Consider the following 20,092-nt stretch of genomic DNA (forward strand, 5'->3'; position numbering starts at 1 on the left):
GACAGCCGGCGGTGGTCGCGTCCGAGGGTGCAGTCGTCGATGCCTTTGCGGGACTCCCGAGGCCGAGTGGGTCGCACGTGGGGGATGTGTCGTAGCGTGCGGGGATGGATCGTACGGGGATGGATGACGTGGTCGGTGACGGGGCTTTGCGAGTTCGGGGGACGGTCGGGTACGGGGCGGACGCTTCGGAGCTGGTGGAGCAGTACGAGAGCGTGAGCTTTCGGGAGGTGCATCGGGACGTCCTGCACCTGCTGCCCGAGATGCCGTGCCGGGTGCTTGATGTCGGCTCCGGCAGTGGGCGGGACGCCGCCGCGTTGGCCGCGCTCGGTCATGTGGTCGTAGCCGTCGAACCGACGCCGGAATTGCGGGAGTCGGGGCAGCGGGTGCATGCCGGAGCGTGGGTGGAGTGGGTCGACGACTCGCTGCCCGGGCTCGGGACGCTTCGGGGGCCGTTCGAATTGGTGCTGCTGACCGCCGTGTGGATGCATCTGGACCCGGCCGAGCGGGCTGCGGGGATGCAGCGGCTGGGGGAGTTGGTGGTGCCCGGCGGGCGGATGGTGCTGGTGTTGCGTCATGGGCCGGTGCCGGCCGGGCGGTTGATGTGGGACGTGTCCGCGGCGGAGACGGTCGAGTTGGGCGGCCGGTTCGGCTTCGTGCCGGTGTGGGTGGGGGAGCGGGGGGACCCGCATGGGCGGGGCGGGGTGAGTTGGAGCGTCGTGGTGATGGATCGCGTGTCCGAGGTGGCGTGACCGCGCGACGGTGTCCGCGGGCGAAGGCCCGGTACGGGACTCGCCGGGTGTAGGTGCGGGGCATCGTCGTGGCGCAGCGGGCGTCGTGAGCAACGACACGTCACCCGCTGCCCACCGGGCGGTTTGTCGCGACGCGCCCGCGACGTGCCGGAGCCGGGTCGGTGACGTGGTCGGCGAGGCTGCGGCCGACCCGGCGTGCCGGGCCGAATCGGCGTCCAGCGAACCGGTTTCCGGCCCGCGCGCGGGCCGGACAGCCGGGGACCCGATGGGGGCTCGGGTAGGCTGAGCGTTTGTCTTTGGTGGGTTCCCGGGTTGGAGCGGAAACGTCGTAGTGAGTACCGCAGCCGCGTCCCATCTGTCCCCGGCCTTTCCCAATCGTGCCTCCTGGGGCACCGCGAACAAGCTGCGTGCGTGGCAGCAGGGGGCGTTGGACGCCTATCTGGAGCGGCAGCCTCGGGACTTTCTCGCGGTGGCCACGCCCGGCGCCGGCAAGACGACGTTCGCGCTGCGGATCGCCTCCGAGTTGTTGGACGCGCATGTGATCCACCAGGTCACCATCGTCGCGCCGACCGAGCATCTCAAGAAGCAGTGGGCCGAGGCCGCCGCGCGCATCGGCCTGCGGATCGACCCGAATTATTCGAGTTCGTCCGGGCCGGTGTCGAAGGAGTATCACGGCATCGCGGTCACCTACGCCGGGGTCGGCGTGCATCCGATGTTGCATCGCCGCCGGGTGGAGAACCGCAAGACGCTGGTGATCCTGGACGAGATCCACCACGCGGGCGACAGCAAGTCGTGGGGCGAGGCGTGCATGGAGGCGTTCGAGCCGGCCACCCGACGGCTCGCGCTGACCGGTACGCCGTTTCGCTCGGACATCAACCCGATCCCGTTCGTGGCCTACGAGGAGGGCAGGGACGGGATTCGGCGCTCGTCCGCCGACTACACCTACGGGTACGGCCACGCGCTCGGGGACGGCGTGGTGCGGCCGGTGATCTTCCTGTCCTACTCGGGCGATCTGCGCTGGCGGACCAAGGCCGGCGACGAGATTGCCGCGTCGTTGGGCGAGCCGATGACCAAGGACGCGATCAGCCAGGCCTGGCGGACCGCGCTCGACCCGCAGGGCGCGTGGATGCCGCAGGTGTTGCGGGCGGCGGACAAGCGGCTGGGGGAGGTACGCAAGGCGATCCCGGACGCGGGCGGCCTGGTGATCGCCACCGACCACGAGTCGGCCCGGGCGTACGCGCGGATGATCCGCGAGATCACCGGCGAGGGCGCCACCCTGGTGTTGTCCGACGACGTCGGCGCGTCCAAGAAGATCGAGGACTTCTCCGGGTCCGAGGATCGCTGGATGGTCGCGGTGCGGATGGTCTCGGAAGGGGTGGACGTGCCGCGGCTGTCGGTCGGGGTGTTCGCCACCACGATTTCCACGCCGTTGTTCTTCGCCCAGGCGGTCGGTCGTTTCGTGCGGGCTCGGCGGCGGGGCGAGACCGCCTCGGTGTTCCTGCCGTCGGTGCCGACGTTGCTTCAGCATGCGAACGAGATGGAGATCGAGCGCGATCACGTGTTGGACCGCCCGAAGAAGGAGGGCGGGCTGTACGACGAGGAGGACGCGCTCGTCGCGCAGGCCAACGCGACCAAGGACGAACCGGGGCAGCAGGAGGAGTTCGCGTTCGAGGCGCTGGAGAGCGAGGCGCGGTTCGACCGGGTGTTGTTCGACGGCGCCGAGTTCGGGCTTCAGGCGCATGTGGGCAGCGAGGAGGAAGAGGAGTACCTGGGTCTGCCGGGGCTGCTCGAACCCGATCAGGTGCAGATGTTGCTCCAGTCGCGGCAGGCCAAGCAGGTGGCCAAGAGCCGGCGCAAGCCCGACCACCAGGCCGACCTGTCGGAGAAACCGGCGGACCAGCGCCCGGTGGTGACGCATCGTCAGATGACCGCGATGCGCAAGGAGCTGAACACGATGGTGGCCGCCTGGCATCACCGGACCGGGCAGACGCACGGGCAGATTCACAACGAGCTGCGGCGGGTGTGTGGGGGGCCGGCGGTGGCGCAGGCTTCCGCGGGGCAGTTGGAGGCTCGGATCGGCAAGATTCGGGAGTGGGCCACGTCGGGGCGGTGAGCCCGGTCGGCCGCGTTGGGCCCGTTGATCGGGTCGGGTGGGGTCGGGTTGTGTCGGGTGCTCGGGAAGTGGTCTCAGGGTGTGGGACGGGGTGTCCGGCTGGTGGGCTCAAGGCGGTTCGAGTCGGACGTGATGAGGATCGCGTTTGGGGAATTGCGTTGCTTGTGTTATTTGTCCTCATTGATTTGATATTTTACCTGTCCGTATCCCGGATATCCGGTGCCAAAAATGCCCCCTCTGGTTAGCGTGATCTTCCGACGCGCTGCGAAGGAGAAACCGTCCTGCGTGGGCGTGGGAATCCGTTCGGCCTGCCCGCCGAGTGGCGACGAGTACGTGTCCTGGCCCCATGACCTGGCGCCGCACAGCCTCGCGAATGTGGCGTTCCGTACGGGGAGCGAACGCCCCTGGACGTAATGCAACGTCACGCGAAGGGAGGGGCCCGGTGGTAGCCGAAACGTCACAGACCCTGGACCGAGGACTCAAGGTTCTCGAACTGCTCGCCGATGCCTCGGACGGACTGTCCGTGCACGACATCGCCGCCGCGCTCGGTGTCAACCGCACCGTCGTCTATCGCATCCTCGCCACGCTGGAGCAGCACGGTCTGATCCGACGCGACGAGAGCGGCCGGACCAGGCTCGGCCTGGGTGCCCTGCAACTGGCCCGGCGGGCACATCCGTTGGTTCGGGACGCGGCGGTGCCGTGTCTGCGTCGGCTGGCCGAGGAGACCGGGGCCACCGCGCACCTGACCATCGTGGACGGCATGGAGGCGCTGGTGGTGGCGGTGGCCGAACCGACCTGGACCGACTACCACGTGGCCTACCGGGTGGGCTCGCGGCACGCGTTGGAGGCGGGGGCGGCGGGGCTGGCGATCCTGGCCGCGCGGCGCGTGATGGCGGGCCTCGACGGGCCTCGGTCGTATGTGTACGCCCCCGGCGACGGTCGGCACACGGTGCCCGGGATCGCGGCCTCGGTGCCGGATCTGGCGGCGGTGGAATCGAGTGTCGGGATCGTCTCGCTGGGCAACCTGGACACCGAGCGGCTGGGACATCGGGTGGCCGAGGCGGCGGCCGAACTCTCCGACGAACTCGGTGGGGTTCGGGTCTCCGCGGCGTAGCGCGGCGCGGGCGCCTCCGGCGGGGCGGCGGGTTCGGGTGGCGCGCCGGTCGGCGGGCGCGTGGCGGGTGTGGCGGGCGCGGCGGGCGTGGTGGCGCGGGTTGCGGGCGGGGTTGGCGCGAGTCCGGTACGAGGGGCGGGGGCGCGCCGTGTTTAATTGCCAAGCGTGGCCCGAACCAAGCTCACCCTGCCGGTGTCTCTGCTCCTTGTCGCGATCCTGTTCGGCTTCGCGTTCCTGGTGCCGATGCCGTACGTCCTGATCACGCCGGGATCGGTCGCCGACACGCTCGGCGACGACGGAGGGCGGCCGGTGGTCGAGATCTCGGGGCCCGTGCCGGTGTACCCGACGAACGGGCGTCTGCTGCTCACCACGATCCATGCGAGCGGGCGGGACGAGACGCATCGGCTGGGCTCGTTGATCAGCGCGTGGTGGAACACGGACGAGGCCGTGGTGCCGAAGAAGTCGATCTACCCGGACGGCAAGTCGGTCAAGGAAGTCGTCGCGGGCAATGTCAAGGACATGGTCAAGTCGCAGGACAACGCGACGGTCGCGGCCTTGAAGTATCTCGGCAAGTCGCCGGACCAGGTCAAGGTGACGTTGCATCTGACCGATGTGGGTGGGCCCAGTGCGGGGCTTTTCTTCGCGCTCGGGATCGTGGACAAGCTGACCGAGGGCGGGCTTACCGGGGGGCGGACGATCGCCGGTACGGGGGCGATCGACGGGGATGGCAAGGTGGGGGAGATCGGGGGGTTGCCGATGAAGCTGCTTGCTGCGAAGCGGGCGGGGGCCACGGTTTTCGTTTTGCCCAAGGGGGAGTGTGGCGAGGCTGGGCGGGTTGGGCATGGTGGGCTGAAGTTGATCCCGGTGGAGACGCTTTCGGGGGCGGTGGATGCGCTTCATGCGTTGAACTCGGGGGGGCCCGTGCCTTCTTGCTGACGCGCGGGTTTTTTGGCCTCAAGCGCCGGCCGGGCTACTTGGCCTCAAACGCCGGCCGGGCTGGGTGGCCTCAAGCGCCGGCCGGGCTGGATGGTTTGCCGCCCGGGCTGGAGGGGTTGCCGGCCGGACCGGGGTGCTCGGTTAGTGGATGAAGCCCTCCTGTTTCAGCCAGTCCTTGGCTACGTCTCTTGGTTCGCGGCCGGCTACGTCTACCTCTGCGTTTAGGGTGCGCATTACGTCTGTGGTCAGTTTTTCGGTGATCGGGGTCAGGACCTCTCGGATTGCCGGGTATTTTTTGTAGGTTTTTTCGTTGATGGTCACTGCCGCGTTGTAGTTCGGGAAGAAGTGGTTGTTGTCTTCCAGGACTTTTAGGTTCATCGCGGCGATTCGGCCGTCCGTGGTGAATACCTCGCCGAGGAGGCAGGTGCCGCCCTTGGCGGTTTCGGTGTAGATCAGGCCGGATTGCATTTTGCGGATGTTGCTGTCGGGGACCTTGATGCCGTAGGCCGCCAGGACTCCGGTCAGGCCGTCGCTGCGGGCGGCGAATTCGTTTTCCACGCAGAAGGTGACCGCGCCCGGGTTTTGTTTGGCGAGGGTGGCCACGTCGGTGAGGGTTTGTAGGTGGTACTTGAGCATGTTCGGCTGGGTTCCGGCGAACGCGTAGGTGTTGTTGAGGGGGGCCGGGGGGAGCCAGACGATGCCGTTTTTGAGGTCCTGGGTGGCTACCGCCGACCACTGGGCCTGGGGGTCGGCGATCGGGGTGGTGTGGCCCAGGTAGTTGATCCACGCGGTGCCGGTGTACTCCCAGTACAGATCGACCGAGCCCTTCTTCAGGGCCTCGCGGGCGCCGATCGAGCCCTTGATGTTGGTCTTGTCGATCACCTTGGCGCCGGCGACCTTGAGCGCGATGCCCGCGATCTCGCCGAGGACCAGTTGTTCGCTGAATTCCTTGGAGCTGACGGTCAGGGTTTTGCCGCTGAGGGAGGGCTCGGTGTGGATCGAGCCCGGCTTGGCGTCGACCGTGAGGGGCAGGCCGCTGGTCAGGCCGCAGGCCGGGAGGGCGGCGAGGATGGCGAGGAGGGTCGGGAGGGCTGCCCGTCGGCTCGCGTGGCACCACATCTGCTCAGCTCCCGTTCCGCAGGCCGCGTGGGCGTAGGCCCTGTTCGGCGAGCGAGGCCAGCCAGTCCACGGTGAGGGCGAGCACCACGGTCAGCACGCTGCCGACGATCAGGACACGGGTGCGCTGGAGCAGGATCCCGTCCTGGATGATGTCGCCGAGCCCGCCCGCGTTGACGAACGTGGCCAGCGTCGCCGTACCCACGTTGAGCACCAGCGCGTTGCGTACACCGGCCAGCACGAGCGGCACGGCGAGCGGGAGTTCGACCCTGAGCAGCACGCCCGGCATGGACATCCCGATCCCGCGCGCCGCCTCGACCAGTTGCCGGTCCACGTCCTTGAGTCCGGCGATCGTGTTGCTCAGCACCGGGAGCACCGCGTAGGCGACCGCGCCGATGATCGCCACCTTGACGCCCACTCCCAGCCACAGGGTGAGCAGTACGAGCAGCCCGATCGCGGGGGTGGCCTGGCCGATGTTGGCCAGCGCCAGTACGAACGGCGCGAAGCGGCGGGCCCGTCGGCGGGTCAGCAGCACGCCCAGCGGGATCGCGATGACCAGCACCAACACCGTGGACAGCGCGGTCAGTCGGATGTGTTCCAGCACCCGGCGCTGCACGTTGGACCAGGCCAGCGTGGTGCGTTCGATCGAGTCCAGGTCCTGGTGGGTGATCCACTGCCACAGCGCCAGCAGGACCAGGCCGAGGAAGACCGGCATCACCACGAAGTCGGTCCAGCCGAACCGCGACGGCAGCGCCGGCGGGCGCGCGGCTCGGGTGTCGGCGTCCACGGTGGGCCCCACCGGCCGCACCTGCGGCTCGTTCATCGCTGGTCGCTCTCGGCCGGGTGCGCGCCGTCCTCGTGTCCGGCGCGTTGTTCCTCCTCGATGCGCTGCACCTCGCGCTGTTCCTCCAACTCCTCCAGGTGCGCCCGCGCCGCCTCGCGATCGGCCTCGAGCATCTCCTGGATCGAGGCCATCAGGGTCTCGATCGAGACCACCCCGAGGTATTCGCCGCGCGCCCCGGTGACCGCCACCTTCCCGCCGCCCTCGGTCAGGATCGCGTCCAGCGCGTCCCGCAGCGTCGCATCCCGCGTGACCGTGTCGCCGACCTCATGCGCGGTCACCGCGAGTCCCGGGCCGCCGCGTCGGACCTCCTCGCGCCGCAACCACCGGGTGGGCCGCCGCCGATCGTCCAGGAGCAATACCTCGTCGCCGCCGTACTCGCGCGCGGCCCGGCGGATGGTCGCGATGTCGTCGCGCAGACCCGCCGTGGCGTACGGCTTGACCTCCACGTCGCGCACCCGGGACAGGGTCAGCCGCTTGAGCGCGGCGCCCGCCCCGACGAAGCCGGCCACGAACTCGTCGGCGGGGTTGGTCAGGATCGCCTCGGGGGTGTCGTACTGGGCGATGTGCGACTGCTCGCGCAACACCACGATCTTGTCGCCGAGCTTGACCGCCTCGTCGAAGTCGTGCGTGACGAACACGATCGTCTTGTGCAACTCGTGCTGGATCCGGATCAGTTCGTCCTGGAGATGGCCGCGGGTGATCGGGTCCACCGCGCCGAACGGCTCGTCCATCAGCAACACCGGCGGATCGCCCGCCAGTGCCCTGGCCACCCCAACCCGCTGCTGCTGACCGCCGGAGAGCTGGCGCGGATAGCGGTTGCGGAACTCGGCGCTGTCCAGGCCCACGGTCTCGAGCAGTTCATCCACCCGCGCGGACACCCGCGACCGACTCCAGCCGAGCATCCTCGGTACCAGGGCGATGTTCTGAGCGACCGTCATGTGCGGGAACAGGCCGCTGTTCTGGATCGCGTAGCCGATCTTGCGGCGCAGCTTGACCGGATCCAGGTGGGTCACGTCGCGGTCGTCGATCGAGATCAGCCCCGACGTCGGCTCGATCAGCCGGTTGATCATCTTCATGGTCGTGGTCTTGCCGCTGCCGGACGGGCCGACGAGCACCACCAGTTGCCCGGCCGGGATCTCCAGGGTGACCCGGTCGACGGCGGCCGTCTTCTGCCCGGGGAAGTGCTTGGTGAGCTCTTCGAGTCGAATCGTCGCGCCGGTGACGTCAGTCACGAATCCCCCTGGGAACGGTCAGCCGGCCGAGGAGTACATAGGCGGCATCGAAGAGAAGGGCCAGCAGCACCACGCCCAACGTGCCCGCCCAGGCCGCGTTGATCGCGTTCTTGCTGCCGAGGCGGGCCAGCCCGGTGAAGATCTCGTTGCCCAGGCCCGGGCCGGACACGTAGGCCGCGATCGCCGCGATGCCCATGATCATCTGGGTGGACACCCGGATCCCGGTGAGCAGCGCCGGCCACGCCAGCGGCAGCTCGATCCGCAGCAGGATCATCAGCCGGTTCATCCCGATCCCGCGCGCGGCGTCCACGAGTTGTGGATCGACGCCGGCCAGCCCGACGATCGCGTTGCGCACGATCGGGAGCAGCGCGTACAGGACCAACGCGACCACCGTCGGCGCCACACCCAGGCCGAGCATCGGGATCAACAGGCCGAGCAGCGCGAACGAGGGCACGGTCAGGATCGTTGCGGTGGTGCCGATCGCGATCCGGGACGCGAGTGGGCTGCGGTAGGTGGCGATCGCCACCGCGACCCCGATCAGCGTCGCGATCAGCATGCACTGGAAGACCGCGCTCGCATGCATCCAGGTTTCGATCCAGAGCTGCTCACGGCGGCTGGAGACGTAGTCCCAGAAGCTCAAGGCGGCCCTTCCCGCGATCCCGATGCCGACCGCAGGCGGTTACCGCGGGTAGTCGGTGGGGAAACGCGGGATGGGCCGAGCGGGGCGCGAGCGTCACCCGTTTCGGCGCGCCGTCACCCGTCCGCCACGGCGCGCCCGAGTCACCCGTCCGCGACGGCGCATTCGACCAGCGGGAGCACCCGGTAGGGGATCGGGTTCTCCAGCGCGATCGTGGTGGACGCGCGGACCACGCCGTCGAGTTCGATGATCTGCTCGATCACCTGCTGCAGATGCGCGTTCGAGCGCGCCACGATCCGGCACAGCAGGTCGCCCCGGCCGGTGATCGCGTGCACTTCGAGCACCTGCGGTACACACTCCAGGTGTTTGCGCAGATCGCGGCCCTGTCCCTGGCGGATCTCCAGCGTCGCGAACGCGGTCACCGTGAAGCCGAGCGTGGCCGGATCCACGTCCGGCCCGAAACCCCGGATCACGCCGGCCTCGCGCAGTCGATCCAGGCGCGCCTGTACCGTTCCGCGCGCCACCGCCAGCCGGCGCGAACACTCCACGACACCGATCCGCGGCGTCTCCACCAGCAGTCGGATCAGCGCGGCATCCAACCGGTCGATCTGCAAAGTGCCCTCCCTCGGGGTACTGGTTTCCCGGTGCCTACCCTGGGGCCATTCACGGCCACACCGGGAGGCAGCATGACCACCGACCTGATCGCTGCGCTGCGGGAGGAACTACCCGCGCACGTTCTGGTGACGGACGCGGACATCGCCGCATCGTACGCGCGTGACATGGCCGGCCTGTGCGCGGCCGGACACCCGGCGGTGGTGGTGCTCGCGGAGAGTACGGAACAGGTGCAACACGTGCTGCGGGTGGCCACCCGACTGCGCGTACCGGTGGTTCCGCAGGGGGCCCGGACCGGGTTGTCCGGCGGCGCCAACGCGATCGACGGATGCATTGTGCTGTCGCTCGTTCGGATGAATCGCATCCTGCGGATCGACCCGGTGGACCGTACGGCCGAGGTCGAGCCGGGGGTGATCAACGCCGAACTGTCCAAGGCGACCGCCGAATTCGGGCTGGTCTACCCGCCGGACCCGTCCAGCTGGGAGACCTGCACGATCGGCGGCAACATCGGCACGGGTGCGGGCGGGTTGTGCTGCGTCAAGTACGGGGTGACCGCGGAGTACGTGCTGGGCCTTGAGGTCGTGCTCGCCGACGGGCGGCTGCTGCGTACCGGGCGGCGGACCGCCAAGGGTGTCGCGGGCTACGACCTGACCCGGCTGTTCGTCGGCGCGGAGGGCACCCTCGGGGTGGTCACCCGGGCCACCCTCGCACTGCGGCCCACGCCGCCGCCCGCGCTGGTGACGGTGGCCCAGTTCGCGAGCTCCGGCGAGGCGGCGCGCGCGGTGTCGGCGATCATGGCCGCCGGGCACACCCCCTCGCTGATGGAGCTGATGGACCGCACCACGCTGCGCGCGGTCAACGCGATGGCCAACATGGGCCTGCCCGAGCACAGCGCGGCGTTGCTCCTGGTCGCGGTGGACACTCCGGCGCCGGCCGCCGAGTTGGCGGCGATCGAGGCGATCTGCGTCGAGGCGGGCGCGTTCGAGGCGTTCACGGCGGAGGACGCGGCGGACTCCGCGCAGTTCCTGCAGGCGCGCCGGTTGGCGCTGCCGGCGTTGGAGCGGCTGGGCACGAGCATGATCGACGACGTCGCGGTACCGCGTTCGCGGCTCGGCGAACTGCTCGACGGGGTGGCCGCGATCGCCGAGCGCCACGACACGGTGATCGGGATGTGCGCGCACGCGGGCGACGGGAACACCCACCCGATCGTGATCTTCGACGCGGCCGATTCGGCGGCGGTGGAGCGGGCCGGGGTGGCGTTCGACGCGATCATGCGGCTCGGGTTGGACCTGGGCGGGACGATCACCGGTGAGCACGGCGTGGGTGTGCTCAAGCGGGAGTGGCTGGCCGAGGAACTCGGGCCGGTGGGGGTCGAGGTGCATCGGGGCGTCAAGGCCGCGTTCGATCCGCTGGGGATCCTCAACCCGGGGAAGGTGATCTGAGCCGGCGGGTGGTGGGGGTGCCGGGTGGTGGGGGTGAGGGTGGGCGCGGGGGTGAGCCTGGGAGTGGGAGTGGGAGTGCGCCTTTTGGTGGTGCCTGTACTTCTCAGGGCGCACGCTTCGGGGGTACTTCGGGGTTCGGGTCGTCCTTCGGTAGTAGGTGCGATCGGCACTCGCGGGCGACGCCGTGGGAGGGGTGCGACACCTAGGTTTGGGTGAGTCGCCCCTGGTGGGGCACACGGTGTCGCCCTCTCGGGGCGGGACGGGTCGTTTGGAGGTGGCGGTCGTGGAGAAGCGGGACAGTCGAGAGGTACGGGTCGCGGCGATCGCGCTGCTGCGGCGGCGTCAGGCACGCGCGCAGGCCACCGCCCGACTTGTCACGGCGATCCGCCGGGCGGCCTGAGTCTTCGGCCCGGTTCTTTGCTTATCGGTGCGGTTGTCGTCGGCCTGGCTTGCTGAGTGGGTCTCGATGTGGGTCTCGATGCGGTTCTCGGTGCGGTGCTCGGCACGGCCTGCGATAAGGCTTTCGGCGCCGAGTCAGAGGGCGCCGGCTTCGGCCGCGGAGCGTACGGTCGGGTAGAGCGGGCGGTAGCCGAGTTCGTAACGGGCGCGGGTGGTGTCGGGCAGGCCCGCCCACGGGTCGCCGGCCACGCCTTCGGTTTCGCCGGCGCCGTTGGTCGTGAAGGTCAGGCCGTGTAGGGCGTAGAGCTCGTGCACGGTGAGCGGCGCGTCGTCGCCGACGTTGTACACCGCCGACGGCACCCATTCGGTACGCAGCACCCGGAGTAGCGCCTGAGCCACGTCCGCGTGGTGCACGCTCGGCAGCCGGCGGTGCGCGGCCCAGCGGGCGCCCAGTGGCAGGAAGTCGCGCATGTGCGAGTCGCCGTCGCCGTAGACGAACGCCAGGCGCAGGATCACCAGGTCGAACCCGAGTTCCGCGCGCAGCGTGAGCAGTTCGGCATCGGCGGCGGCCTTGGTCCGCGGGTAGTTGCCGAACGCGGGGGTGGGTTCGATGGGGTCGCTCTCCAGGGCCGGGCGGCCGAGGTCCTCGCTGTAGACGAGGTTCGTGCTCGTGTGTACGAACCGGCGAATGCCCGCCGCCGACGCCTCGCGAGCCAGGGCCACCGCCGCGTCGTGGTTGACCGCGCGGGCCTGCTCGTCGCCGACGCCCCGGAACGCGGCGGCGAGGTTGACCACGACGTCGACGCCGGCGAGCGCTTTGGCCCGGTCGGTGGGGGCGAGCAGGTCGCCGACGACGGCTTCGGTACCGGCCGGTGCGCGGTCGGCGTTGCGGACCAGGACGCGGACGGTGTCGTGGGGGGTGAGGGCGGCGAGCAGGCGCGGGACGAAGCGGGTGCCGATGTTGCCGGTGGCGCCGGTGACCAGGACTGTGGTCATGGGTGCTCCTTGGTGGGGTGGGTGGGGTGGGTGGGGTGGCGGGTTTCACTGTCGAAGTTGGGCTCCGGACTTGGAGTGGCTTCAGCTTGGCGGGGATGTTCGGGGGGCGGGAGAGACCTGATCAACCGCGGACTGGGGATCCGGGGATCGGTGATCCGGGGACAAGTGGTCCCTGGATAGTGGGCGCCGGCCGGCGGATCCTTGAGGGATGAGTGATCGTCAGGAACTCGCCGGCTTTCTGCTGCGCAGCCGCGAACGGCTGACCCCGGCCGACGTGGGGCTGCCCGTTGGGGCGCGGCGGCGTACGGCGGGGTTGCGGCGGGAGGAGGTCGCGCGCTTGGCCGGGATGTCGGTCGACTACTACGCGCGGCTGGAGCAGAACCGGGGGCCCAACCCGTCGCCGCAACTGCTCGCGGCGTTGGCCCGGGCGTTGCGGTTGGACGAGGACGGTCGGGACCATCTGTTCCACCTGGCCGGGCAGGTGCCGCCGGGGCGGACGTCGGGGTCCGACGCGCACGTGTCGCCAGCGATGTTGCTGGTCCTTGATCGTTTGCACGATGTACCGGCGCAGGTGGTGTCCGATCTGGGCGACGTGCTGGCGCAGAACGCGATGGCGGTCGCGCTGATGGGGCCCACGGTCGGGCGGAACATCCTGGAGATGTGGTTCACCGAGCCGGCGTCGCGACTGCGCTTCCGCGCCGCGGACGCGGACGGGTTGTCGCGCTCGCACGTGGCCGATCTGCGGGCGACGGTGGGGCGGCGGCCGGCGGATCCTCGGCCGGCCGCGCTTGTCGCGCGGTTGCGGGCGGGGTCGGCGGAGTTCGCCGGGTTGTGGGACGCGCACGATGTGGCGGTGCGGCGGGGGATGGACAAGACGATTCGGCACCCGGCGGTGGGGGAGATCACGGTGCGGTGCGAGGTGCTTGTTGCCGCGGAGGCGGCTCAGCGGTTGGTTGTGTATACGGCGGCGGCCGGGAGCGATGCGGCGGAGCGGTTGGCGTTGCTTCGGGTGGTTGGCGTGCAGACGATGGGGGCGGAGGTGGGGTGAGGGTTGGCCGGGGTTGGCTTCATGTGCGGAGTGGGCCATTCGGCCTCGTCATTTGGCCTCATGCGCCGGCCGGGCTACTTGGCCTCAAACGCCGGCCGGGCTGAGTGGCTTCAAGCGCCGGCCGGGCTGATTTGGCTTGAGTGCCCGCCGAGGTGAGCGGTCTCGGGCATCAGCCCGGCTATTGGCTTCAAGCGTAAGACTTGTTGCTGGGCATCGGTGTTGGTTGGGCTGAGGTGGCCCCTGGCGCCGGCCGGGCTGGATGTGCGCGGCTGACCTTGGGTGTTGGTTGAGCCGGATTGGCCTCAAGCGCCGGCCCGGCTGATGTTGGCTCAAACGCCGGCCGGGCTGGAGTTGCTCGGCCGGCGTTTGGGGTTGGGGTGGGTTCAGGCGGCGTTCGGGGTGGGTGGGTGGGTAGTTGGGCTGATTGGGGTCAAGTGGTGGGCCCGCCCGGGGAGTTGGGGAGGGAGTCTGGGTTGGGGCCTTCGATTGTCAGGCCGGCGGTTTTGGCTGCCTTGATGGTCAGGGCCGGTGGGTAGCCGTGGGTTTCGTAGAGGGATTGGATGGTTTTGGTGGGGAGGGTGGGGCTGCCGGAGCGGAGTTGGCGGCGGATTGCTTTTTGGGCTTGTTGGCTGCCTCGGTCGAGGGTTCGGGTGTAGATCTCTTCTTCCTTGGTGATTGCTTCTTGGATTTGGGGGGCCGCTTGGGCCAGTTCGGGCCAGGCGGGGCTCAGGGTGGTGATTACCGATGCGGTGACCTCGGGGAGGAACGGCTCGGTGATGCCCAGGCGTTGGCCGTGGTGGATGGCTCTGCGAATCAGGCGGCGTAGGACGTAGCCGGTTCCCTCCTTGGTTGGGCGGATGCCGTCCGCGAGGAGGAAGGTGATTGCCCTCGCATGGTCGGTGATCAGCTCGAAGGACACTCGGTCGGGGGCATTTGCGGAGTGGTGGCGACCGGTCAGTTCTTCGACGGTTGCGAGGGTCGGGCGTTGTAGGTCGGTGTGGAGGGAGCCGTCGACGTCCTGGAGGATCGCGGCCAGGCGGTCCAGGCCGAGGCCGGTGTCCACGCCGGTGCGGGGGAGGTCGCCGAGGATCGGGAACGTGCCGTCGGGGTTGGTCGCGCCGCGGATGTGGCGCATGAAGACCAGGCTCCACAGTTCGACGTAGCGCTCGGGGTTGACCACCGGGCCGCCCTCGGGGCCGAACGACCGGCCTCGGTCGTAGGTGATGTCTGAGCACGGGCCGCACGGGCCCGGCACACCCATCGACCAGAAGTTGTCCGTCGCGCCGAGGCGTTGGATCCGGGAGGACGGTACGCCGAGCGCGCGCCAGATCCGTTCCGACTCGTCGTCGTCCCGGTAGACGGTGATCCACAGTCGGTCCCGGGACAGGCCGAAGGGGCCGGTCAGGAGTTCGTACGCGAACGGGATCGCCTCGGACTTGAAGTAGTCGCCGAAGGAGAAGTTGCCGAGCATCTCGAAGAACGTCGAATGCCGACGGGTGAGCCCGATGTTGTCGATGTCCACGGTGCGGACGCACTTTTGCACGGAGGTCGCCCGGGGGAATTCGGGTTCGACGTCGCCCAGGAACCAGGGCTTGAACTGGTTCATCCCCGCATTGGATACCAGCAGGGTGGGGTCGGGCGGCAGGAGGGAGCTCGATGGCACCGGTTGGTGTCCGCGCTCGGTGAAGTAGTCCACGAATGTGGTGCGGATTTGTGGGGAGAGCATGGCGGTTCGGCCTTCCCGAGGGTGGCGGGCGGTGGGGTGTACACACACGCCGAGCCGGGCCGAGAGGTGCTATCGCGCTCGGTTCGCCGGCCCGACGCCGGTAGCTCGCTGCTCGTGGATCGCCATGTCCCGACGATAACGGGACGATCCGCCGGAGTCGACGGGATATCGACGGGATATCCGTGCCCCGGGATCGCCCGGATGGCCTAGCGTGGCGGCCATGAGCGAGCAGCCGCGTCCCGAGGCCCGATCCGGCGAAGTAGGCGATCTGCGGCCGGACATGGCCGATCGGCTGCGCTCGTACTGGGGCTTCTCCGCGCAGCGCGAGCGGCAGGCCGCGATCGGGCGGGCCGCCCCCCGCACGCGGCGGCATGTCGAGGTGCAGTGTGGCAAGTGTGGTTCGACCAAGGTGAGTACGGACATCGTCGGGGACTACGTGTGCGGCTCGTGCGCCGCGCGCTGGCGACCGCCGACCGCGGCCGACGGGCCCACGTGTCCCGAGTGCGGCTCGGGCAAGGTGTCCTCGATGCCGTACGGGGACCGCAAGTGTCGGGACTGTGATCACCAGTGGCGGCCCAGCTGACCCGGTGGCCCTTGTTTCGTTCGGTGGTTGTGGATCCCCACGGAGCGCAACGAGCCACGTGGGAAGCAGCACGATGGCAGGACGTGTCTTCGGGACCACGCCGCGGTGATTACCGGCTCCGGGGCGGGCATCGGGCGCGGGATCGCCCGGCGGCAGTGGTGGGCTGCGGTGTTGCCGGTGACGGTGCTGGTGGTGAGGGTGCTGAAGTAGCCCTTGCCCGACCGGTCGAAGTGGTGGCGGTGCCTGCGAAAGGAGATGCCACCGCCGTCGCGACCGGCGAAATTGCCGGCGAGTGTGGTCGAGGTGACGTTGATGGACCCGGCGTCATCGGAGCGAAACACCGCCGGCGAGATGCCGCCGCCATCGTCTGAAGTCCGGTTGCCGGTAATCGTTGCGTCGGTGATGGTCGGCTCGCTGTATGTGGTCCTGATCCCGCCGCCGTGTGTGGCAGCCGAGTCGTGACCGGGAGCGTGCCCGGCGGTGTTGCCGCAGATCACGCTGCGCAGTGCGGTGACCCGGGAGCCGTCACGTGCGGCGATGCCGCCGCCGTTGCCGCCGGAGTTCGGCCAACTGTTCCGGGCGGGATCCGTCGTGTCCGCGCCGTGTCCGCCTGTTCCGGCCTGGTTGGCGTCGATGGTGGTGCGGATCAGGGTCAGGGTGCCCGCGTCGACGGTGGTGCCGCCGCCGTTGCCCCCGCCGTTGCCGGACTCGGCCCGGCCGCCGGTCACGGTCAGGTCGGACACGGCTACCGCCGCGCCGTCGTCGCGCAGGATCCGGAAGTCGGGCACGTCGGCGGCGCGGGTGAGGATGGCCCCCTGACCGTTGATGGTGATGGCGACGGTGAGTGCCGGTAAGGGGACGGTCAGCCGATACGTGCAACCCCCCCCCGGGCAGGACCAGGGGCCTGCCGGCGCGGCCGACGGCCGCGTATGCCATTTCGGGTCAGCCACCACTCTGGGCGGCGGCGCGATCCGGATCCTCCGGGGTGCCGGACCCGACGGGCCGCCGGGCCGACGGGCCGCCGGACAGGCGCCTTGCGACACCCTGGACCCACCCCGACGTGGTGGATGGATCCCTTGATATAGGGTTTAAATCGGACGAATTTCCGTGGCGTACACCACGCTTGGCAGTAATCGTCAAAGTGACGAGTAATCGTGTTATGCTGACGACATGGACACCGCGACCACGGCCTTGCTGACGGACCACTACGAGCTGACGATGCTCGAAGCCGCACTGCGCAGCGGTGCGGCGCACCGTCGTTCGGTGTTCGAGGTCTTCGCCCGCCGACTGCCGGACGGCCGCCGCTACGGCGTGACCGCCGGCACCGGGCGGCTGCTCGACGCCATCGAGAACTTCCGCTTCGACGACGACACACTGCGCTTTCTGGGCGAGGCGGGCGTGGTCGGTCCGGCCACGCTGGACTGGCTGGCCGGCTATCGCTTCACCGGCAATATGTGGGGCTATGCCGAGGGCGAGTGCTGGTTCCCCGGCTCGCCGCTGGTGGTGGTCGAGGGCAGCTTCGCCGAGGCCGTCGTGCTGGAGACGCTGATCCTGTCGATCCTCAACCACGACGCCGCGGTGGCCGCGGCGGCCTCGCGGATGACCTCGGCCGCGGCCGGGCGGCCGTGTATCGAGATGGGCTCGCGCCGCACCCACGAGGAGGCGGCGGTGGCCGCCGCGCGCGCCGCGTACATCTGCGGGTTCGCGAGTACGTCCAATCTGCGGGCCGGGCAGAAGTACGGGATTCCGACCCGGGGCACCAGCGCGCACTCCTTCACCCTGCTGCACGACGACGAGCGTGAGGCGTTCGCGGCGCAGGTGGCCGCGCTCGGGTCGGATACCACGCTGCTGGTGGATACGTACGACGTGGCGACGGCGGTGCGTACGGCGGTTGCGGTGGCCGGGCAGGAACTGGGCGCGGTCCGGCTCGACTCGGGGGACCTGTTGCTGACCGCGCATCGGGTGCGGGCGCAGTTGGACGAGTTGGGCGCGGTGAAGACGCGGATCGTGGTGACGAGCGACCTGGACGAGTACGCGATCGCTTCCTTGCAGGCCGCTCCGGTGGACGCCTACGGGGTCGGTACGCAGTTGGTCATCGGGTCGGGGCAGCCCACCGCTTCGCTGGTCTACAAGCTGGTCGCGCGGGCGATGAGCGATGCGCCGGACGCGCCGCTGGTACCGGTGGCCAAGACGTCGCCGGGCAAGCCGAGCCGCGGGGGGCGCAAGAGTGCGGTACGGCGTTACGACGCGGACGGGGTGGCCGAGGCCGAGGTGCTGCGCCCGTTTCGGGCGGACGCGGAACCCGTGCCGGGCGAGCGGGAGTTGCTGGTTCCGCTGGTGACGGACGGGGTGATCGTGGGGCGCGAACCATTGGCCGAGGCGCGGGCTCGGCATGCCCGTTCGCGTGAAGAACTGCCGCTTTCGGCTACGCAGCTCTCGCGCGGGGAACCGGTACTTCCGACCATCTACGAGTAGGCGGCGCGGGCGGGCGGGTTCGTCGGAGGCGACGGGTCCGCGCGGCGCGGTGTATGAGGAGGCAGGCAGCGATGACTCGGGCATTGATCGTGGTGGACGTACAGAACGACTTCTGCGAGGGCGGCAGCGTCCCGGTCGCGGGCGGGGCCGCGGTCGCCGAGGCGATCCGGCATCACGTGGCGGTCAACGCGGCGGAGCAGCCGCCGGACCCGGTACACGCGGAGACGACAGCGTACGCGCACATCGTGGCCACGCGGGACTACCACGTGGATCCCGGCGACCACTTCTCGGAGACCCCGAACTTCGCGACGAGCTGGCCGGTGCACTGTGTGGTCGGTTCGGATGGTGCGCGGTTCCACCCGGCGTTCGCGCCGGTGGTCGAGTCGGGGCGGATCGAGGAGATCTTCAACAAGGGCGCGTACGCGGCTGCCTACAGCGGCTTCGAGGGAGCGGCCGAGGACGGTACGACGCTGGCCGCGTGGTTGCGGGAGCGTGGGGTGACCTCGGTGGACGTGGTGGGGATCGCGACGGATCACTGTGTGAAGGCCACTGCGCTCGACGCGGTGCGGGAGGGCTTCGAGACGCGGGTGTTGCTGCCGCTTACGGCGGGGGTCACGGCCGAGAGTGTGGCTTCGGCGCTCGCGGACCTTCGGTCGGCGGGGGCGGTTGTGGTGGGTGAACGGGCGGCGTCTTGAGCCGGGACGGGGCCGTCGACTCGCGCGCAGACTCGCGCGCAGGGTGCGGGATGCCTGCGGGCCGGCCCACGGGCGAGATCATCGGGGTGGTGGACAGGCGCGGCATCGTGGGAACGAGCGTGCGCAGCGGAGGCGGATCGTGCGTTGGTACGGGCGAGCGCACGTCGTGCAGTTCCACCACACCGAGATGGTGTCGCCGGCCCGGACCAGGTCGGGGGTCAGGGGCGTGTTGAGCGTGGGATGCCAGGCGACGACCACGTCCGGGCGGCGCGCGGCGAGGCTGTAGGTCCGGCGCGGGACGATTCCGCAGCGGGGGCAGCGCAGTCCTTGCTTGCGTGCGGTGATCGTCTTGACGGCTTCGGGCCAGGTGTGGCGGCATCGCGGACACTGCCAGTGGGCCGATTTGCCGGTGCGGGGCGTCCAGAATGCGGCGTGCTTGCTGTTGGGGTGGAGCCGGCCGACCGATTCCAGGTCCACCTCGGCCAGGGTGATTTTTGGTTTGGGTGTCACGGGGGATCTCTCCGGGTGCGGGTGCGGGTGCGGGTGTTCGGGGCTGTGGGCGCCCGGGCGTCAGGGGGTGAGGAGTTCGCTCCAGTAGCGGGCCTGCTTGGCGGACGTGCCGGCGAGCAGGGCGTTGGCCAGGCCGCTTACCCGATCGGGTGGTGCGTGGCGCCAGGTGTCGAACTGGGCCAGCCACGTTCGGGCTTCGTCCGGGTCGTGTCCGGCCCGCCGCAACGACGGGTACAACAGGGCGAATTGGGCCCACGCCGGTCCGGTCAGGACGTTGCCCCAGTTGAGCGCCCACACCCGGGACTCGGCGGGTACGCGCAGGTTCTTGGCGAGGTCGGGATGCAGCAATACATCCCCGCCGAACGGGGGCCGGCCGACGTGGCGTTCGTCGCCGCGCCAGAGCTGGGCCAGGGGTGGTACGCCCGCCTGGGGCCAGGTGCGGGCCATCCACTTGAGTTCGGCCGCTACCGGACCCAGGTCGGCGGAACCGGGTCGGAGGTCGGCGCGGCGGCCCGGCGCGTGGCCGAACACGAGTACGTGCCACCCGGACGTGGCGTATTGGGCCAGGAGCGGCGGGGTCAGGCCGGACACCACGTGCGCGACGAGTGCTTCGCGACGCAGGCTCTCGACGGCGGCGGGGGCGGTGCCGTCTTGGGTGGCGGCTCGTACGAAGACCTTGCCGGCCTCCGTGTCGACGACCGTCGACCAGGTGCCGGGTCGCTGTTTGACGTGGGTGAGCGTCAGGAGCTGGCCGAAGCGGGTGGTGAGGGCTCTGGCGACGCCGTTGGGGAGGACATCGGTGGTGACATCGGTGGCGTCGACGGTGGTGGCCCGGCGCGGGAGCGGCGTCATACGGCCCATCGCA

The 20,092-nt window shown here is 69.9% G+C and carries 19 protein-coding genes; 9 read left to right on the top strand and 10 right to left on the bottom strand.

What is annotated here, in order from left to right; all coding sequences use genetic code 11:
- The first annotated feature begins 104 nt into the window (after window positions 1-104).
- The 4 genes from ABIA38_RS31020 to ABIA38_RS31035 all read left to right on the top strand — a co-directional run bounded on the left by ABIA38_RS31020 (window position 105) and on the right by ABIA38_RS31035 (window position 4,912).
- Complete coding sequence (locus ABIA38_RS31020) at window positions 105-749, top strand: class I SAM-dependent methyltransferase (protein WP_424642196.1); 645 nt, start codon at window positions 105-107, stop codon at window positions 747-749.
- 331 nt (window positions 750-1,080) lie between these two features.
- Complete coding sequence (locus tag ABIA38_RS31025; protein WP_424642197.1) at window positions 1,081-2,862, top strand: DEAD/DEAH box helicase; 1,782 nt, start codon at window positions 1,081-1,083, stop codon at window positions 2,860-2,862.
- 442 nt (window positions 2,863-3,304) lie between these two features.
- Complete coding sequence (locus tag ABIA38_RS31030; RefSeq protein WP_424642198.1) at window positions 3,305-3,976, top strand: IclR family transcriptional regulator; 672 nt, start codon at window positions 3,305-3,307, stop codon at window positions 3,974-3,976.
- A gap of 243 nt (window positions 3,977-4,219) precedes the next feature.
- Window positions 4,220-4,912: a S16 family serine protease gene (locus ABIA38_RS31035; protein WP_424642199.1), complete on the top strand. Its 693-nt coding sequence runs from the start codon at window positions 4,220-4,222 to the stop codon at window positions 4,910-4,912.
- A 141-nt stretch (window positions 4,913-5,053) separates the two neighbouring features.
- Here the strand turns inward: ABIA38_RS31035 and ABIA38_RS31040 are convergent, their stop codons facing one another.
- From ABIA38_RS31040 to ABIA38_RS31060, 5 genes are all read right to left on the bottom strand, one after another.
- Entirely contained in the window at window positions 5,054-6,031 is a 978-nt protein-coding gene (locus ABIA38_RS31040; RefSeq protein ID WP_424642200.1) for a glycine betaine ABC transporter substrate-binding protein, read from the bottom strand.
- A 4-nt stretch (window positions 6,032-6,035) separates the two neighbouring features.
- A complete protein-coding gene (locus tag ABIA38_RS31045) occupies window positions 6,036-6,851 on the bottom strand; it encodes an ABC transporter permease (RefSeq protein WP_424642201.1) in 816 nt (271 codons plus the stop codon).
- A complete protein-coding gene (locus ABIA38_RS31050; protein WP_424642202.1) occupies window positions 6,848-8,104 on the bottom strand; it encodes an ATP-binding cassette domain-containing protein in 1,257 nt (418 codons plus the stop codon). The genes ABIA38_RS31045 and ABIA38_RS31050 overlap by 4 nt, the downstream gene beginning before the upstream one ends.
- Window positions 8,097-8,744: an ABC transporter permease gene (locus tag ABIA38_RS31055; RefSeq protein WP_424642203.1), complete on the bottom strand. Its 648-nt coding sequence runs from the start codon at window positions 8,742-8,744 to the stop codon at window positions 8,097-8,099. The genes ABIA38_RS31050 and ABIA38_RS31055 overlap by 8 nt, the downstream gene beginning before the upstream one ends.
- Window positions 8,745-8,884: 140 nt before the next feature.
- Window positions 8,885-9,355 (bottom strand): Lrp/AsnC family transcriptional regulator, encoded by a 471-nt coding sequence (locus ABIA38_RS31060; RefSeq protein WP_424642204.1) that lies wholly within the window; start codon window positions 9,353-9,355, stop codon window positions 8,885-8,887.
- A gap of 72 nt (window positions 9,356-9,427) precedes the next feature.
- Between ABIA38_RS31060 and ABIA38_RS31065 the strand changes: the two genes are divergently transcribed.
- Window positions 9,428-10,795 carry an FAD-binding oxidoreductase gene (locus ABIA38_RS31065; RefSeq protein WP_424642205.1) on the top strand — a complete coding sequence of 456 codons (1,368 nt, stop codon included), beginning with the start codon at window positions 9,428-9,430 and terminating at the stop codon, window positions 10,793-10,795.
- A 534-nt stretch (window positions 10,796-11,329) separates the two neighbouring features.
- Here the strand turns inward: ABIA38_RS31065 and ABIA38_RS31070 are convergent.
- Window positions 11,330-12,190, bottom strand: coding sequence for an NAD-dependent epimerase/dehydratase family protein (locus ABIA38_RS31070; RefSeq protein ID WP_424642206.1), 861 nt, complete (start codon window positions 12,188-12,190; stop codon window positions 11,330-11,332).
- A 208-nt stretch (window positions 12,191-12,398) separates the two neighbouring features.
- Here ABIA38_RS31070 and ABIA38_RS31075 point away from each other — a divergent pair, with 208 nt between their 5' ends.
- The gene (locus tag ABIA38_RS31075) at window positions 12,399-13,238 is read left to right on the top strand and encodes a helix-turn-helix transcriptional regulator (RefSeq protein WP_424642207.1); all 840 of its coding nucleotides are present in this window, start codon (window positions 12,399-12,401) and stop codon (window positions 13,236-13,238) included.
- Window positions 13,239-13,668: 430 nt separating this feature from the next.
- Here the strand turns inward: ABIA38_RS31075 and ABIA38_RS31080 are convergent, their stop codons facing one another.
- Complete coding sequence (locus ABIA38_RS31080; protein WP_424642208.1) at window positions 13,669-14,964, bottom strand: alanine--tRNA ligase-related protein; 1,296 nt, start codon at window positions 14,962-14,964, stop codon at window positions 13,669-13,671.
- A gap of 220 nt (window positions 14,965-15,184) precedes the next feature.
- Between ABIA38_RS31080 and ABIA38_RS31085 the strand changes: the two genes are divergently transcribed.
- Window positions 15,185-15,547, top strand: a complete 363-nt coding sequence (locus ABIA38_RS31085) for a hypothetical protein (protein ID WP_424642209.1) — start codon at window positions 15,185-15,187, stop codon at window positions 15,545-15,547.
- On the opposite strand, the gene ABIA38_RS31090 is transcribed toward ABIA38_RS31085, so the two are convergent.
- Complete coding sequence (locus tag ABIA38_RS31090) at window positions 15,526-16,497, bottom strand: hypothetical protein (protein ID WP_424642210.1); 972 nt, start codon at window positions 16,495-16,497, stop codon at window positions 15,526-15,528. The genes ABIA38_RS31085 and ABIA38_RS31090 overlap by 22 nt on opposite strands.
- A 220-nt stretch (window positions 16,498-16,717) precedes the next feature.
- Between ABIA38_RS31090 and ABIA38_RS31095 the strand changes: the two genes are divergently transcribed.
- Together ABIA38_RS31095 and ABIA38_RS31100 are read left to right on the top strand one after the other, a co-directional pair.
- The gene (locus tag ABIA38_RS31095) at window positions 16,718-18,022 is read left to right on the top strand and encodes a nicotinate phosphoribosyltransferase (RefSeq protein WP_424642211.1); all 1,305 of its coding nucleotides are present in this window, start codon (window positions 16,718-16,720) and stop codon (window positions 18,020-18,022) included.
- Between the two features lie 71 nt (window positions 18,023-18,093).
- On the top strand, window positions 18,094-18,717 hold the full coding sequence (locus tag ABIA38_RS31100; RefSeq protein ID WP_424642212.1) for an isochorismatase family protein: 624 nt from the start codon (window positions 18,094-18,096) through the stop codon (window positions 18,715-18,717).
- Between the two features lie 78 nt (window positions 18,718-18,795).
- On the opposite strand, the gene ABIA38_RS31105 is transcribed toward ABIA38_RS31100, so the two are convergent.
- Together ABIA38_RS31105 and ABIA38_RS31110 are read right to left on the bottom strand one after the other, a co-directional pair.
- Window positions 18,796-19,227, bottom strand: a complete 432-nt coding sequence (locus ABIA38_RS31105) for a zinc-ribbon domain-containing protein (protein ID WP_424642213.1) — start codon at window positions 19,225-19,227, stop codon at window positions 18,796-18,798.
- Window positions 19,228-19,287: 60 nt separating this feature from the next.
- Window positions 19,288-20,079 (bottom strand): hypothetical protein, encoded by a 792-nt coding sequence (locus ABIA38_RS31110; RefSeq protein WP_424642214.1) that lies wholly within the window; start codon window positions 20,077-20,079, stop codon window positions 19,288-19,290.
- Between the last annotated feature and the right edge of the window lie 13 nt (window positions 20,080-20,092).

Origin of the sequence: Embleya sp. AB8, assembly GCF_049739465.1 — a bacterium.
Lineage (GTDB): Bacteria > Actinomycetota > Actinomycetes > Streptomycetales > Streptomycetaceae > Embleya.